The sequence below is a fragment of the Gemmiger sp. An194 genome (assembly GCF_002160145.1).
Taxonomy (GTDB): domain Bacteria; phylum Bacillota; class Clostridia; order Oscillospirales; family Ruminococcaceae; genus Allofournierella.
Genome location: NZ_NFKA01000003.1, coordinates 56,475 through 72,585, shown reverse-complemented (window position 1 = coordinate 72,585; position 16,111 = coordinate 56,475). Strand labels below are relative to the sequence as shown.

Annotated in this window: 13 protein-coding genes; 10 read left to right on the top strand and 3 right to left on the bottom strand. The window is 56.9% G+C overall.

What is annotated here, in order from left to right; translation table 11 throughout:
* Positions 1–183 precede the first annotated feature (183 nt).
* The 10 genes from B5F28_RS02665 to B5F28_RS02620 all read left to right on the top strand — a co-directional run bounded on the left by B5F28_RS02665 (position 184) and on the right by B5F28_RS02620 (position 13,548).
* The gene (locus tag B5F28_RS02665; RefSeq protein WP_087293109.1) at positions 184–852 is read left to right on the top strand and encodes a hypothetical protein; all 669 of its coding nucleotides are present in this window, start codon (positions 184–186) and stop codon (positions 850–852) included.
* A gap of 226 nt (positions 853–1,078) precedes the next feature.
* Positions 1,079–4,186, top strand: coding sequence for a hypothetical protein (locus B5F28_RS02660; protein WP_087293107.1), 3,108 nt, complete (start codon positions 1,079–1,081; stop codon positions 4,184–4,186).
* Between the two features lie 14 nt (positions 4,187–4,200).
* Entirely contained in the window at positions 4,201–6,939 is a 2,739-nt protein-coding gene (locus tag B5F28_RS02655; protein ID WP_087293105.1) for an amidohydrolase family protein, read from the top strand.
* Between the two features lie 149 nt (positions 6,940–7,088).
* Positions 7,089–7,631 (top strand): stage V sporulation T C-terminal domain-containing protein, encoded by a 543-nt coding sequence (locus tag B5F28_RS02650; protein WP_087293103.1) that lies wholly within the window; start codon positions 7,089–7,091, stop codon positions 7,629–7,631.
* 207 nt (positions 7,632–7,838) lie between these two features.
* A complete protein-coding gene (gene hrcA / locus B5F28_RS02645) occupies positions 7,839–8,867 on the top strand; it encodes a heat-inducible transcriptional repressor HrcA (RefSeq protein WP_087293101.1) in 1,029 nt (342 codons plus the stop codon).
* On the top strand, positions 8,864–9,469 hold the full coding sequence (locus tag B5F28_RS02640) for a nucleotide exchange factor GrpE (RefSeq protein WP_087293099.1): 606 nt from the start codon (positions 8,864–8,866) through the stop codon (positions 9,467–9,469). The genes hrcA and B5F28_RS02640 overlap by 4 nt, the downstream gene beginning before the upstream one ends.
* Positions 9,470–9,555: 86 nt before the next feature.
* Positions 9,556–11,385, top strand: coding sequence for a molecular chaperone DnaK (gene dnaK, locus B5F28_RS02635; RefSeq protein WP_087293097.1), 1,830 nt, complete (start codon positions 9,556–9,558; stop codon positions 11,383–11,385).
* Between the two features lie 125 nt (positions 11,386–11,510).
* Positions 11,511–12,698, top strand: a complete 1,188-nt coding sequence (dnaJ, locus tag B5F28_RS02630; protein ID WP_087293095.1) for a molecular chaperone DnaJ — start codon at positions 11,511–11,513, stop codon at positions 12,696–12,698.
* A gap of 171 nt (positions 12,699–12,869) precedes the next feature.
* Positions 12,870–13,184, top strand: a complete 315-nt coding sequence (locus B5F28_RS02625; RefSeq protein ID WP_087293093.1) for a helix-turn-helix domain-containing protein — start codon at positions 12,870–12,872, stop codon at positions 13,182–13,184.
* Positions 13,185–13,317: 133 nt separating this feature from the next.
* Complete coding sequence (locus tag B5F28_RS02620) at positions 13,318–13,548, top strand: hypothetical protein (protein ID WP_087293091.1); 231 nt, start codon at positions 13,318–13,320, stop codon at positions 13,546–13,548.
* Between the two features lie 53 nt (positions 13,549–13,601).
* On the opposite strand, the gene B5F28_RS02615 is transcribed toward B5F28_RS02620, so the two are convergent.
* From B5F28_RS02615 to B5F28_RS02605, 3 genes are all read right to left on the bottom strand, one after another.
* The gene (locus B5F28_RS02615; RefSeq protein ID WP_143424671.1) at positions 13,602–14,141 is read right to left on the bottom strand and encodes a GNAT family N-acetyltransferase; all 540 of its coding nucleotides are present in this window, start codon (positions 14,139–14,141) and stop codon (positions 13,602–13,604) included.
* Positions 14,126–14,341 (bottom strand): hypothetical protein, encoded by a 216-nt coding sequence (locus B5F28_RS02610; protein ID WP_087293087.1) that lies wholly within the window; start codon positions 14,339–14,341, stop codon positions 14,126–14,128. The genes B5F28_RS02615 and B5F28_RS02610 overlap by 16 nt, the downstream gene beginning before the upstream one ends.
* A gap of 231 nt (positions 14,342–14,572) precedes the next feature.
* A complete protein-coding gene (locus B5F28_RS02605) occupies positions 14,573–16,099 on the bottom strand; it encodes a sensor histidine kinase (protein WP_164474879.1) in 1,527 nt (508 codons plus the stop codon).
* Between the last annotated feature and the right edge of the window lie 12 nt (positions 16,100–16,111).

The following is a 16,111-nucleotide window of genomic DNA, read 5'->3' as shown; positions in this document are numbered from 1 at the left end:
GCCGCCCGGGGCCTTTTTTCGTTCCGCACGTAACAGGCGTCAGTCTCGGGGAAAAGGGTTATTCTTCGGCAAAATCAGACATTTTTTGTTCCTTTCCTTGACACTCGAAAATGTGCAAATTATACTGGGCATAGAAGGGTTTAGGGGGCCGGAATGTCCGGAATCACAGGGGAGGATTGAGCAATGGCAGACATACAGCCGGAACAGGAAATTCAAAGCGGAGTGGAGCATTTTGTCAAAAAGTTTACCGTCATCGACTTTTTGAGCATGTTCGTTCCCGGTGCCGTTGTGATTCTGGCGCTGAATTATTATGTGGGAGGGGTCACGGAGCCCTTTCTGAAGTTTTTTGGGCACCAGGATGTGGTGCTGGTGGCGTATTTTATCCTGATCAGCTATGTGACGGGAATGCTGATTCAGGAAGTGAGCAAGTTTCTGGAAAGATTCTGGAAAGCAGACCTGATCAGAGTGCATAGGAAATGGCAGAAAAGAGAAGATGTCAAAAAAAAATATCAGGAGTGTTTTGGGGAAAGTCTGGATACAGACATGAATGAAAAAGAAAAAGACGCGATTGGCAAAAAAATCTATCTGCACATTGCGGATTGTTCGGAGAACGACAGCAAGCTGAGCCTTTTCAGCGCCTTTTCGCTTATGGGGCGAAACGGAGTGATCACGGTGTTCATCGTGTATCTGCTGGTCATTCTGTTCGGGCAGTTCAATGCACCAGAGGAAAAGGTTCTGGTGCAAGCGGCTGCCCTCATCATTGCAGTGCTGCTGGAGCGCCGCGGCCGGCGGTTTAAGGTGTTGAGCTGTGAGCGGATGTATCGGGATTTTCTGAGACAAAAAAAGGAATGAGACCGGGCAAATGCAGTGCGGTGCATTCATCCCCCAATGATCGGATCAATAAGCAGGCAGCAGTTGGGGTATCCGGCTGCTGCCTGTTTGCTGTCTGCCCATCGTGCCCGCCCCGGAAAATGCTTCCGGCGGCCGGCGGGTTTGCGGGATAAGACAAGACAGAACGTGAGCAAATTGCCCCGAAAGGGGAAACCATACAATCAACAGAAAAGGAACGGTGAAGGGAATGGCAAATACCAAGGGAAGTACCATCGGTGCAAAGGTCCTGCGAAAAGAGGAGATCGAGCAGTCGCTGCCCACCTACGAAAAGCTTCAGCAGCAGATCGAGGCGGTGCGGCAGGCCGCGAAGGAAATGCGTGAGCACGGCAGCCAGACCAAGACGGAATTTACGATGCCTCAGGTAATCAACAACTTTGCCATTCTGGGCAAACGGGGCACCGGCAAAAGCTCTATCCTAAAGACCCTGTACCAGGATCTGGAGAGTCAGAATGAGAATAAACCGAAGGCGCTCAATATTCTGCTGCCCACAATCGTCCCGGAAAATCTGGGGGATAACGTCAGCCTGATGGGCTGCGTTCTGGGCCTGCTCAAGGAGACCGTGGACCAGCTCTGCAAGAGCAAAGAGAAGAAAAACACCCTCTGCCTTCCTGAGGTTTATCCGCTGCGCAAAAATTACAACGAGCTGATGCGGGAATTCGTTCAGCTGCAGCAGCCCTACGAGCAGATATCCGTGCAGCAGTTTTCCAGCGATTCGGAGTATGTGCGCACCATGACCTCCATGCTGGAGGCGGGCAACCAGTTCACGGTGCGGTTCCGGAATTTCATCGACAACCTGCTGGGGGAGTATGAAAAAGAGTCTTTGCTCTTTATCTTTATCGATGACATTGACCTGAGCACAAACCGGTGCGGCGATCTGGTGAAGACGCTGCTCAGCTATCTGTCTCACCCGTCCATTGTGACCGTTCTGGCGGGCGACATCGCCATTTTCGGCGAGGCGCTGACCGTGGATTTCCTGCACAGAGAGCAGTTGCCCGACAGCGCCTTCATGGAAAAGATCTATCTGGTGGAGAATTCCCGCTACGGCAGCGAGGCCGGCGGGGAAAATATGCTGGAACGGAAAAAGCAGCTGGCCTATGAATATCTGAAAAAGGTCATGCCCCCCAACAACCGGCATACGATCGTGAACTGGTCGCTGCGCTCCAAGCGAAATTTCCGGTTTGCGCAGGAGGGGGAGGAATCCGAAGAAGTGAGCACGCTGGGTGCGTTGCTGAGCAAACTGGATGATCGGATTCCTATGCTGCACAATTATTTTGAAGGAGAAAAAGCCGACGGAGAACAGCAGGACGCGCTGCTGTACTATCCGTTCGACACCACGGCCCGCGGCCTGGTCAGCAGCTATCAGGCTGTTCGGACGCTGGCAGAGCGGTTGGGAACGGACGGGGCGAATCCAGACAACTGCTATGCGGAGATCAAGTTCCTGATCGAAGCGGTCGTGGCCTCCAGCTATGAGCTCAGCGTCAGCCGGCAGCTGATTTTTGAGCAGTTCCTGAATCTGGGCACCACGCGGGAGGACAGTACGGTCCGGTTTGATAACTTTGCCGTGTGGCTGGAGCAGGAGCTCCCGGAGATCAAAAACAGAAAAGCATCTGCCGGAGAAGAGAGCGATACCACGAGTGTTTCCCGGATTGAGGCGGAGATCCGGGCGTTCCGCCTGTTTGTCTTTCTGGATTGGAGCGCAAGGCTGCTGGGAAAGAATGAGCTGCTGGAAGAAGTCGACTACCAAGCCATCAAGGAAAAGATGCTGCTGCTCCTGTGCATGAACGAGTACATCAACGAGGGCAACCGCTGCATGAGTGCACAGGAGAGGGTGCGCTTTCAGGCATGGCGAAACAGGAAGGAGTCGGATTTGGCTACCGTTATTCAGGCCTATTGTGTGATGCCCTTCCCGGCGGCGGTCCGCTACTTCCAGTCGTTTGACTGCGCGATTTTTCTGGATGGGAAGAGTGAACCCTCCGCTCTGGACTATACAGAATATGCCGTCCGGTATGTGGATGCGCTGAATGCCTACTATGGCAGCGGGACCGGCGATTTGGGCAAGTATATGAAAGAGCACCAAGATATGCTTTCCCTGATCGAGAATTTTCTGCGCCTCAACAAACAGAACATGGCTTTGTCCATGTTGTGCGATGAATATTTCCGTGAAAGTTCCGAGTTGTATAAAGATTATATCTTTTCTGGATGTGTTAAAGATGGAACCAAAGAGAATCGAACTATTTGGTTTCGGTTTGGAGCTGGAATGGCAGATTGCTTTAAAGAAAAAGTTGACGAAAAGCTTCCTGTGGCGATGAATAAATACATTGAAAATGTTTTAGAGGCAGGCGGACTGCCAATAGAAAAAGAGATGCCTATAGAGAGTATAACTTGCGCAAAAGAAGAAATTTATAAAGAATGGATGAATATGCTAAGAGAGAATATCCGTTCCAATAAATTGATACCGTTTTACAATGCTTATATGAGATTTGCGCAGAGCTTTTTCGAAGAAAATGGACTCATACAAAAATTGAGCAAGTATTCAAAAATGGAATTGGATAATATTATAGAGAATAATGCTTATGAAGACGGATTTTTGGAAAAGATCAAAATAATTCTAAAAGTGGATGAAAAGAGCTTGTGGAATATAGACAAGCAGTTTTTTGGGGAAGAAAACTTTATTGAGTTGATTCGAAAATATATCGTTGCTAAATTGAAAATAAGTGAAAAATGTTTTCAAGATGACTTTGTGAATTTGGAGATAGGGATAGCAGAAACACAAACGGCGTATGATAAGTTTATGCAAAGCTATGACGGTACGTCCAATACAGTTGCGACAAAATGCAAAAGAGATCTGAGGCGGATTGTTGCGCAGCAAGATAGTGAGAATCGGAAAGAGAAACTGCAAGGTTATATCACGACTACCCAGTACATCGCCTGCATCCTTGTTTTGAATCGTTTGATTTACTCCACCGCCTGGTATGGGAAAAAAGAGGCCAGACAACTTCGGGATGCTCTGGAGAAGTGCAGCTGCGACATGTTTGATAGTGTGAGTGACATGGATTTACTAAGAGAGTATTTCTTCTGGCTTCACTGCTATTGCCGGTATCGGGAACCGTATCTCGCGGATTCCGCCTATCAGATGCTGGAGCGTGCGGCTTTGGCTATGGCCTCTGTGGAAGGCGGAATCGATGAGAGCGACAAGCAACAAGAGGCGGATTATGGCGAGCTGTTCATAAAACAGCTGGGCATGGATTCCCTCCAGGTCAATGACTTCTATCGACTGTTCCGGACCGGAAACTGAAAAGGAGCCGAGTGATGATAACACCTGATATCAACCGATTTGTCAGCACCCTGCTCTACCCCGTTACCGACAGCGCTCTGGTGTATCAGGATGACATGGCGGCCTTTTTTGCCCGGATTCCCGAGTCCTTTGTGGACACGGAAACCGGGGACGAGCTGTTCCAGATCAAAAAGAAGATCCGGGCTTCGCTGCTCCGGTACCTGATGCAGCAGTATTCCGTGGATTCCTACGACCAGATTTATCAGTATCTGGACCGGTGGTATCTGTCCGGGGTCAACTGGCGGGAGCTGCGCGCCGACGAAGTGAAAAACAGGGGTGATCTGTTTTCGGTGGTTTTCCGTCGGCTGCGGCAGCTGTCCAAATCCATGGTCTCCAAGCTGGACGGGCAGATCATCTATAAATACTGGGAAACCGAGGGCGACGCGGAGCTTCTGGGCGGCTTTGTGGGGGCGCAGAAGATTCATCTGTTCCGCAGCGTGATGCAGAAGATCCCCATGGACCTTCTGGTCGCCTGCTTCGCGGTGGACAAGGAGTATGCGCAGGAGATTCTGGCCGCGTATCGGGGAACCCTGGCCATCACCGACGCGCCGCTGGAAAAAATCCTGTCCAAGGGCGTTTCGGAAAACCACATCCACACGGGGGTGAGCACCAACTTCTCCATTATGTGGGAGGAGCTGATGAGCACGGACCAGGTGATGAGCGATCCTCTCTGCACCTGGCTGCCCCGCGTCAGCCGCCCCAACGGCCCTTCGCAGACGCTGGTCGCCTTTGAATATCTGCTGGCCCGATGCCTGCGGATGTATCTGATCTGTGCAATGGAATATTCCGAACAGAAAATGGAGGATATTCCACTGCATCTTTTGCAGCAGAAATGCCTACTGAACTGGTTCAAACGGGTGCAGAACGAGTCCGTGAAGCTCGCTGAGGTGAAGGCGTACTTCAATCCGCTGGAAACCAGTCTGGCGGAAGCGATCTGCCATTCCGAGACGCTCAAGCAGGAGTGGACCCCCACCTCGGAACGCCCCTTCACCGAAATCTTCTTTCTGCACCGGCTGCTGACCCGCTGCCGGCAGATGGAGCAGGAGCAGGCGCAAGGCCATCCGAAAAGTATGGAAGCCGCTGTGATCCAGCAGAGCTTTTTGAATTATCTGCGCCTCAAGCACACCATCTTCCAGTGGAATGTGCAGGAAAAAACCGTGTCGGGACTGGATTATTTCCAGACCTTTTACCGGGCGGTGTCCACCAACAAAAGCGGTCCCGCCCGGCAGATCGAGCGCAGGAATCTGGAACTGAATTATCAGCGGCTGATCGATACCCAGCTGCGCACCCCGCACATCCGCTGCGTGGAATTCCGCATCTCCTTTTTCCGGAGCGAGCCGGAGGCGATTGCCAATGTTCGCGCCTTTCTGCGAGCCTACCGGACCATTTTGCAAAGAAGCTGCTGTGTCTACGACCCGCAGAGCCGGCGGTACCGCCCGGTGAAAAAACTGCCGCGGGTGGGCATCGTTTTCAGCTTCCTGAAGAGCGAGCAGTCCCAGCCGGATCTGTGTGGATTCCTGGACGAGGAGCTGGCGGCCTACAAGCGGCTGCATGACCGGTATCAGGGGGAGCTGGCGGTCTTCCGGAAGATCCGGGATGTGCGCCTTTACCCCGGCATTGACCGTTATCTGGTGGGCATCGACGTGGCAAGCCTGGAGAACGCGGTGCCCACCTGGGTGTTCTCCGATCTGTACGACTGCGCCCGGGACAGTGAGAGCGAGGTGTTCCGCGGGAATCTGAACCGTCAGTTCCAAAGCCTCCGGTTTACCTGCCATGTGGGCGAGGATTTCCGCCATCTCATGTCCGGCCTGCGCAGAATCCATGAGGTGGTCCATCACCTGAAATTCCACACAGGCGACCGGATCGGCCACGGGTTGGCGCTGGGGCTGGATGTGGAGCGCTGGTGCGGGCAGCACCCCAATGTGATTCTTCCGCGCATCGAGGCGCTGGAAAACTATGTCTGGGCGTACCGGATGCTCAGTGAATATCCCTCCCGGTCCAAGGGCAGCGATCTGCTGTACCTGGAAAAGCGCATCAGCCGGCTGGCCGCGGAAATCTATTGCCCCGGAGACGACGATCTGTCCTCCGAACTGTATATTTCCACCGATACGCTGGTGAAAAGCTATTGCAGGCTTTTTTCCAAAAAGCTGTACGATCAGGTTCTGTGCTGCCGCAGCCAGTGCGAAGACCAGCCGGACTGCATCCTGAGAAAAAAGGACCGGAGCATCGGGGTGGAATTCATCGTCCGCTCTTATCACTGCCACCGGTATGCGGTCCGCATGAACGAGCCGATTCATTATCAGATCCAACCGCAGGAGGTCTCGATCCTGAAGGATCTGCAGGAGATCATGCAGCTGCTGATTTCCCGGGCCGGCATCGTGGTGGAAACCAATCCTACCTCCAATCTTGTCATCAGCAGCATCGACACCATTCGGGAGCATCCCATTTATCCTATGTCGGAAAAGGGGTGCGATTATAAGGACATCATGCTCTGCATCAATTCTGATGACCCGGGCGTCTTTCAGACCAACACCTCCAACGAGCTGGGCATCGCCTATATGGGGATGATCGAGCAGGGAAAAGGACGGAACCACTGCCTGGACTGGATCGACAAAATGCGGGAAAGCGGAATGCGGCACAGCTTTATCTATCAGGACGACGAGGACGAGGCGCTGCTCCGGGAGCTGGATGAGCTTCTGGAAGCGCTGGAATGAGCTGCACTGTGCGGCGGGGCATCCCCGCCCCCGCCGCAGGCCCGGCCTTTTTCGGAAGGCCGGGCTTTTTTGCGTGCTGCTGTGCATAAACTGGAAATTCTGGCAGATACTACGAATTACAATACCAATCCCAAAAGAAGGAGTCTGCCATGAAAGCAACAGGAATCGTGAGACGCATCGACGATCTGGGCCGGGTGGTCATCCCCAAGGAGATCCGCCGCACCCAGCGCATCCGGGAGGGGGACCCGCTGGAGATCTTCACCACCGGCGCGGGGGAGGTCATCTTCAAAAAATATTCCCCCATGGGCGAGCTGGCGGGCTTTGCCGCCCAGTATGCCGAGGTGCTCAACAAGGCGCTGAACCTGACCGCCCTGGTCTGCGACCGGGACAGCATCATCGCCGCCGCGGGCGGGTCCAAACGGGACTACCAGGAGCGGGGCGTGAGCATCCCGCTGGAGCGCATCATGGACCGGCGCAAGCCCTTCTGGCACAGCGGCAAAGCCGAGGAGTGCGTCTTCCCCTGCGAGGGGGCGGACAAGCACATTCTGGGCGCCTGTCCGCTGCTGGCCGGGGGCGATGTGGCGGGGGCGGTGCTGCTGCTCTCGGCCGACAAGAGCGCCTGCCCCGATGAATCGGAGCAGGCCGCCTTGCAGATCGCAGCGTCCTTCCTGGCAAAGCAGGTGGAGGACTGAAGCGCCAACCTTCCGGCTCCCACGGCCAGCACCGGCCGCGGGAGCCTTTGTTTTGCCCGCCCCGGCGGGAGATTGTGAACAAAGCATGAAACTTTTAAAATTTTTGCGCACCCCCTTGACAGCTGTATAAAATGGAGTAAAATAGACTTAGCACTCGGGAACATAGAGTGCTAAAACAACAAGCGAAAGAGGTGAGGACCTGTGCCGATGGATGATCGAAAGCAGCGTGTGCTGGAAGCGATCGTTGCTCTGTATACCCAGGGCGGCGAACCGGTGGGCTCGGGTCTTCTGAGCCAGTATCTGGATATGGCGGTCTCCAGCGCGACCTTACGCAACGAGATGGCCGCCCTTACCAAGCTGGGCCTGCTGGAGCAGCCCCACACCAGCGCGGGCCGGGTGCCCAGCGCCAAGGGCTACCGGTATTATCTGGATCATCTGATGCAGCCCAAGGCGGGCCTTACCCCCCGCCAGAAGGCCCAGATCGACCAGGTGTTTGCCCGGCTGGACTACGAGCCGGATAAGCTGGCAGAGGGCGCGGCCAAGGCGCTGGCGGAGCACACCGGCTACACGGTGGCCGCCACCACCCCCCGGTCCGACGATCTGCGCATCGCCCATTTCGAGGTGGTGCAGGTGGGCCGGTATTCCGCAGCGGTGCTGGGCGTGACCAGCGCGGGCGGAGTACGCACCCGGGTGGCCCGGCTGGAGACCTGCTTTTCCCGGCAGGACGCCCAGCTGGTTGCCATGGCTCTGAACCGGGGCCTGGCATTTATCGCCCCGGCAGACCTGAGCGCTCAGCGGCTGGCATCCGTGACCGCCAGCATGGGCGAGCGGGGCCCGGCGCTGTACCCGGTGGTGCAGGCCGCCGCGGCACTGCTGAGCGAAGCCGCCAAGGCGCGCACCTATCTGGAGGGCCAGCAGTATCTGCTGCGCTGGCCCCAGCTGGAAGGCTGTTTGCCCGGCGTGCTGGAGCTGTTCGCCGATCAGGAAAAGGCGGGCCGGTTCATCACTCCGCCCACCGGCCGCACCTCGGTGCTGCTGGGGGAGGATATGGAAAACCCCATGCCCGGCCTTTGCGTGATGGGCAAGCGGTATCTGGCAGGCGGCGGGCTCACGGGAGCCATTGCGCTGCTGGGCCCGGTACGGATGCCCTTTGAACAGCTGATCCCCATTTTGGAATATTATGCCTTGAAGCTCGGCGAATGCATGGCCGGCAAGGCGCAGGAGGACAATATATGAGCGAAGAGATGAAGAACCCCGCCCAGCAGCCCGAAGAGCAGCCCGCGGAGGAGACCAAAGCCGAGACCGGCGCCGCTCCGGAGGAGAACGCCGAGCAGGAGCCCAAAAAGCACGGCAAGGAAAAGAAAAAGGACCTGGCCGCTGAGCTGGAGGCCGCAAAGGCCCAGGCGCAGGCCGCCGAGACCGCACTGAATGCCGCAAAGGACCAGCTGCTGCGCACCGCCGCCGAGTATGAGAACTTCCGCAAGCGGTCCGCCCGCGAGCAGGACGCCGCCTTCAACAACGGCGTGGGCTTCGCGGTGAGCCAGATCCTGGCGATTCTGGACACCCTGGACATGGCGGCCAATGCCCCCACCAGCGACGAGAACTACAAAAAGGGCGTGCTGATGACGCTGGACAAAGCGGCCGCCGCCTTCAAGGTGCTCAAGGTGGAGGAGATCCCCGCGCTGGGTCTTCCTTTTGACCCGGAGGTGCACAGCGCCGTGATGCAGCAGCCCGCGGCCGAAGGCCAGGAGAGCGGCACCGTGGTGCAGGTCTTCCAGAAGGGCTACAAGCTGGGCGACAAGGTCGTCCGCCATGCCACCGTTGTGGTGGCCGAATAAGGCAAAAAGCCGAAACGGCTTTTTTATAAAACACTTTTAAAACCATCAACTTCATTTTGACTTGATTCAAAGGAGAGGAATAGATTATGAGCAAGATCATTGGTATTGACCTGGGTACCACCAACAGCTGTGTATCCGTTATCGAGGGCGGCGAGCCCGTTGTAATCGCCAACGCCGAGGGCGCCCGCACCACCCCCAGTGTGGTGGGCTTCACCAAGACCGGCGAGCGTCTGGTCGGCCAGGTTGCCAAGCGCCAGGCCATCACCAACCCCGAGCGCACCGTGAGCTCCATCAAGCGCCACATGGGCACCGACTACAAGGTTTCCATCGACGGCAAGGACTACAATCCCCAGCAGATCAGCGCCATGATCCTGGCCAAGCTGAAGGCGGATGCCGAGGCTTACCTGGGCGAGACCGTTTCCGAGGCCGTGATCACCGTGCCCGCTTACTTCAACGACAGCCAGCGTCAGGCCACCAAGGACGCCGGCACCATCGCAGGCCTGAACGTGCGCCGCATCATCAACGAGCCCACCGCCGCGGCTCTGGCCTACGGCGCTGACAAGGACAACGACCAGAAGATCATGGTCTACGACCTGGGCGGCGGTACCTTCGATGTGTCCATCATCGAGATGGGCGACGGCGTGACCGAGGTTCTGGCCACCAACGGTGATACCCACCTGGGCGGCGACGACTTCGACCAGCGCATCATCGACTGGATGGCCGACGAGTTCCAGAAGGAGAACGGCATCGACCTGCGCAGCGACAAGATGGCTGCCCAGCGCCTGAAGGAAGCCGCTGAGAAGGCCAAGATCGAGCTGTCCGGCGTGCCCAGCACCGCCATCAACCTGCCCTTCATCACCGCCGACGCCACCGGTCCCAAGCACCTGGACATGACCCTGACCCGCGCCCAGTTCGACAAGATGACCGCCGATCTGGTGGAGCGCACCATGGTTCCCGTGCGCAAGGCCATGCAGGACGCCGGCCTGCGTGCTTCCGACCTGGCCAAGGTTCTGCTGGTGGGCGGCTCCACCCGTATCCCCGCCGTGCAGGAGGCCGTTAAGAAGGAGATGGGCTGCGAGCCCTTCAAGGGCATCAACCCCGACGAGTGCGTTGCCATCGGCGCTGCCATCCAGGGCGGCGTGCTGAACAAGGAGGTCGGCGGCATCCTGCTGCTGGACGTTACTCCTCTGAGCCTGGGCATCGAGACCCTGGGCGGCGTCTGCACCAAGATCATCGAGCGCAACACCACCATCCCCACCAAGAAGAGCCAGATCTTCTCCACCGCCGCCGACAACCAGCCCAGCGTTGAGGTCAACGTGCTGCAGGGCGAGCGTGAGATGGCTGCCGATAACAAGAGCCTGGGCATGTTCAAGCTGGACGGCATCCCCGCCGCTCCCCGTGGCGTGCCTCAGATCGAGGTTACCTTCGACATCGACGCCAACGGCATCGTGCACGTAAGCGCCAAGGATCTGGGCAGCGGCAAGGAGCAGAGCATCACCATCACCGCTTCCACCAACATGAGCAAGGACGACATCGACAAGGCCGTGCGTGAGGCCGAGCAGTTCGCCGCTGAGGACAAGAAGAAGCGCGAGGAGATCGACACCCGCAACGGCGCCGATCAGCTGGTGTTCCAGACCGAGAAGACCCTGAACGAGCTGGGCGACAAGGTGGACGCTGCCAAGAAGGCGGAAGTCGAGAGCAAGCTGGCCGAGCTGAAGGAAGCCCTGAAAGGCACCGACATCGAGGCCATCAAGGCCAAGCAGGAGGCTGTGCAGAAGGCCTTCTACGCCATCAGCGAGGAGCTGTACAAGAACGCGCAGGCCGCTCAGGGCGCTCAGCCCGGCGCGGACGCCGGCGCTGCCAATAACGGCAAGCCCGACGACGGCGTGGTTGACGCGGACTTCAAAGAAGTATAAAATAATATACTCAGCCGCCCCGGCCCAGGCTGGGGCGGCGATTTCTGGTTTTGCTGATTCAGGCAACACCGCACCAGTGATTTTACATGAGGGGCCCGCCCGGCGGGCTTTTAGGTGAGAAATTTATGGCAGACAAACGCGATTATTACGAGGTCCTTGGCGTTGCGAAGAACGCCAGCGACGATGAATTGAAAAAAGCGTACCGCAAGCAGGCCAAAAAGTATCACCCGGACCTGAACCCGGGCGACAAGGAGGCCGAGGCCAAGTTCAAGGAAGTGAACGAGGCCTACGAGGTTCTGGGCGACAAGGAAAAGCGCGCCCGGTATGACCAGTTCGGCTTTGCAGGCGTGGACCCCAGCTACGGCGCAGGCGCAGGCGGCGCGGGCGGCTTCAACGGCGGCTTCGGCGGTTTTGGCGGCGGCTTCGGCGGCGTGGACCTGGGCGACATCTTCGGCGATATCTTCGGCGGTGGCTTTGGCGGCGGCTTCGGCGGTGCCCGGGCCAACCCCAACGCCCCCCGCAAGGGTGCGGATGTGCGGGTGAGCCTGGTGCTCAGCTTCATGGAGGCTGTGCACGGCTGCACCAAGACCATCACCATCAACAAGCAGGATACCTGCCCCGAATGCGGCGGCAGCGGCGCGGCCAAGGGCACCAGCCCCGAGACCTGCCCGGACTGCCACGGCACCGGCTATGTGAAGCGGAACATCCGCATGGGCGGCATGGTCATGCAGCAGCAGCAGCCCTGTTCCCGCTGCGGCGGCAAGGGCAAGATCGTGAGCAGCCCCTGCGGCCACTGCCACGGCACCGGCAAGGTGGGCGCGAAGAAGACCCTGGAGGTCAAGATCCCGGCCGGCATCAACGACGACCAGAGCATTGCACTGCGCGGTCAGGGCGATGCGGGCGTGAACGGCGGTCCCGCCGGTGACGTGATCGTGATCGTGACCGTGCGGCCCGACCCCATGTTCGAGCGGGACGGCTACGATGTATGGGTCAACGTGCCCATTACCTTCAGCCAGGCAGTGCTGGGCGCCTCTGTGGTGGTTCCCACCGTGGACGGCAAGGTGGAATACACCGTGCCCGAAGGCACCCAGAGCGGCACCACCTTCCGGCTGCGGGGCAAGGGCATCCAGTATCTGGGCGGCCGCGGCCGTGGCGACCAGTACGTGAAGGTGAACGTGGAGATCCCCAAAAAGCTGAACAAGGCCCAGCGTGAGGCGCTGAAAGCCTTTGAGGAGACCCTCAAGGACGAAAACTACGAGCAGCGCAAGGGCTTCTTCAAGAATCTGAAGGACCTGTTCGACAAGAACAAGTAAACACATAAGCGCAAAGCGCCCGTTCCGGGAAATTTTCGGAACGGGCGCTTTTTTGTTTTGCTTGATTGTTCTTTAGAACGACTGTTTGGTTTTTGGATTCTGTAAGACAAAGCGCTGTCACCGTATACTATCTTTAGAGCAATATCACGGTCTAAAGAAGGAGGCGGAAAAATGGATGCCAGGGCAGTCGGGCAGCGAATCAGAGCTGCGAGAGAAAAGAAGGGCCTGACCCAGGAAGAGCTTGCCGCCCTTGTGGACATCAGCCCCACCCATGTGAGCGTGATCGAGCGGGGAACCAAGATTCCCCGGCTGGATACTTTTGTGGCCATCGCCAATGTGCTGGAGGTCTCGGCGGACAGCCTGCTGGTGGATGTGGTGGACCGGGCGGCGGAAGGCGCGGCTTCGGAGCTTTCCCGCCTGCTGGAGGAGTTGCCCCGGGAGGAGAAGGCACGGGTGCTGAAGGTAGTAGCGGCCATGATCGAATGATGAAAGATGGAAGAGCGGAATGCTTTTCCATCTTTTTTGTTTCGTCGACAAAGCAGGTGTGATTTCGACATCAAAAGAATTATATACTTGTGCTAAAGAACAAGGGATATTTCAAAAGATGGAGGAATGTAAAATGAAACAATTTGAAAAAATTCTGGAGAAAATTGCCCGGGAAAACGGCACCACGCCGGAATGTGTGCGGGACCAGATGCAGCGGGCCATCGATCAGGCCTATGGCCATCCCGCCGATGGGGCTGCACCGCTGTGGACGGGGCTGGGCTTCCGGGATGAGCGCCCCACCCCGGAGGAGCTGGTGCTGCAGCTGGCCGCCCTGCTGCAGAAAAACACCACGCCCGCCGGATAAACAAAGCCGCCCCCCGTGCCCGGGGTTTCCGGGTGCGGGGGACGTTGTGCGAATTACAAGAAAAGCTTCATGAACATGGGAACGCAATTGGAATTTTCGTGATACTTTGGAATCTGGTAATAATTCCCTATTTCTTTAAACTCAAGCTTTTCATAAAATCCAACGGCCTGCGCGTCAGCAGCTAGCAGAATATATTTAATACCCAGATGAGATTCATTCAGCATATGGGCAGTGGCGATGGCAAAATACACAAGTTTTGTGCCGATAGATTGACCCGTATATTTTTTATTGACCGCAAGCTGATAAATTTCCAAAGCAGGGGACCCGCTTATGTAGTTTTCTCCGTAATTTATCAGTAAAGAAGTTGCCTTCAAACTGATGAACCCAAGAATCTCTGAACGATCCTCGTTCAGGATAACGTGGGTTTTGGCAATGCCGGAAGTATTGTCTTGGATAGCGTCATACATCAGATACTCTCTGAAATGGTCGGCATTTCCACAAGAATTAGGGTTGACCTCAAATTTTGAGGCCAACCCCAGTCGTGCAATTTCCAGTGTATATGGTTCAATCGAGTATGTCATTTCTTCAGACACTTTTCAACTTCCTTGCGTGCTTTTTCCATCAGTTCTTTACTGACGGTCGGGACGGTGCGGTTGGGATCTTTCAGTTTCCCAACAACAAAGGTGGTGTTGGTTACTCCTGCAGTCATTTTTCTCGCCTTTCTCTCTGCCAATGTATACGCTTGCTTATTTTGCGGATGATTGTTGTTATTCGTGAAAAAAACGTTGCACATATTCTCTCCGCATCTTTAGTATATGCAAAAAATATTAAAAAGTAAACACTCTGGAAATAAGTTATCGCTATTGGGAATATAGATTTGTGCGCAAATGAATGGAAAGAATAAGAAATAACAGAAAAACGGTGTCTGGTTGAAGAGGTTTTCAGCCAGACACCGTCATCGTTTTACTCTATTAGTGGAAAATGTGATGAAGAATAATAATCTGATTGTTTAGACGTGCGTGTCTCACTCCTGGTTCTTTGCCTCGAACCAGAAGCAGGAGCCCTCGCCCAGGGTGCTGTTCACGCCGAAGCGGAAGCCGTGGCTCTGGAAGATCGCCTTGGTGATGGAAAGCCCCAGACCGGTGCCCACCTTGCCCGCGTCGCTGCGGCTGCGGTAGTAGCGGTCGAAGATGTAGGGCAGGTCCTCCTTGGCGATGCCCGCGCCGTGGTCGGCAACCTCCACCCGCACGGTGCCCTTTTCCGGGGCGGTCACCCGCAGGATGAAGACATTGTCCGGCCCGATGTGGTGCATGGCGTTGCCCAGCAGGTTGTGCAGCACCCGCTCCATCATGGCCGGGTCCGCGCATACGGTGCAGTCGGTCTCCGCCTGGGGCAGCTCCAGCTTGAGGGTGTAGCCGTTCTGGGCGCACACCGCCTCGTACCGCTGGGCCACCTCTTCACACAGCTGGGAAAGGTCAAACCGTACCTTCTCCGGCTTGTCGGTGCCGCTGCTCATCTTGGAAAGCTCCATCACGCTGTTCACCAGCCCGCTCAGCCGGTCGGTCTCGTCCACGATCACATCCAGCTGGGCGGTGCGCTTGTCCGGATCATCGCCGGTCAGGTCCCGCACCGTCTCCGCGTAGCCCTTGATGAGGGTCAGCGGGGTGCGCAGGTCATGGCTCACGTTGGCCAGCAGGTCCCGCTGCAGCTGCGCCGCGCGGGATACCTCACCTGCCATGTGGTTGAAGTCCGCCGCCAAAAGGCCGATCTCATCGGTCTCGGGCACGTTCACCCGCACCGAGTAGTCGCCCTCTGCCAGCTGCCGGGTGGCGTGGGAAAGCTTGGTGAGCGGATTTGTGAACCAGCGGCTGAACAGCCAGGAGGCCACAACGGAGAAGGCCATCAGGCACAGGAAGATCCAGGGCATCAGCTGGCCCAGCACCACGCCTGCCTCGTCGATGCGGGCCAGGCTGGTGCAGAAGATCACCGAGTAGGTCTCGTCGCCGTTTTTGGCCACGCGGCCCACTGCCATCTGCCGGGTGGAGGCGTTTTTGTCCACCACCAGCTCCTTTTTCACGTAGCCCTGGCTGAGCACGGTGGCGCGCAGGCTCTCCACCACGCTGCCGTTCCAGATGGAGGTCTTGCCGTTGATGGAGGTGGTGAACGAGGCCTCGTGCAGCAGGCAGGGATACAGGTTCTCGAAGCCGGTCACGTGCTGCAGGGTGGAGTCCGCCAGGTCAAAGCAGGTGTTGGAGGCGTCCAGCTTGCGGCTCTGGATGGCCGAAAGCAGCGAGGACTCGAAGCTGCTGCTCACCTTTGCGTCCATGATGGGCAGGGTGCGGGTGCTGATGGGCTCGGTGGAGGATTCGATGATGGACACCACCGTATTCACCTGGTTCAGCAGGTGCTTGTAAATATAGTGGTTGTACAGCGGCTGCATGAACTGGGTCACGAAGACCCACACCAGAATCAGCACAAAGGCGCTGGACAGGCACAGGAACATCATCAGCCGATAGCGCAGGCTGAGAAAATGGGGTTTGGTGTTTGCCATGAGCGCCGCCCC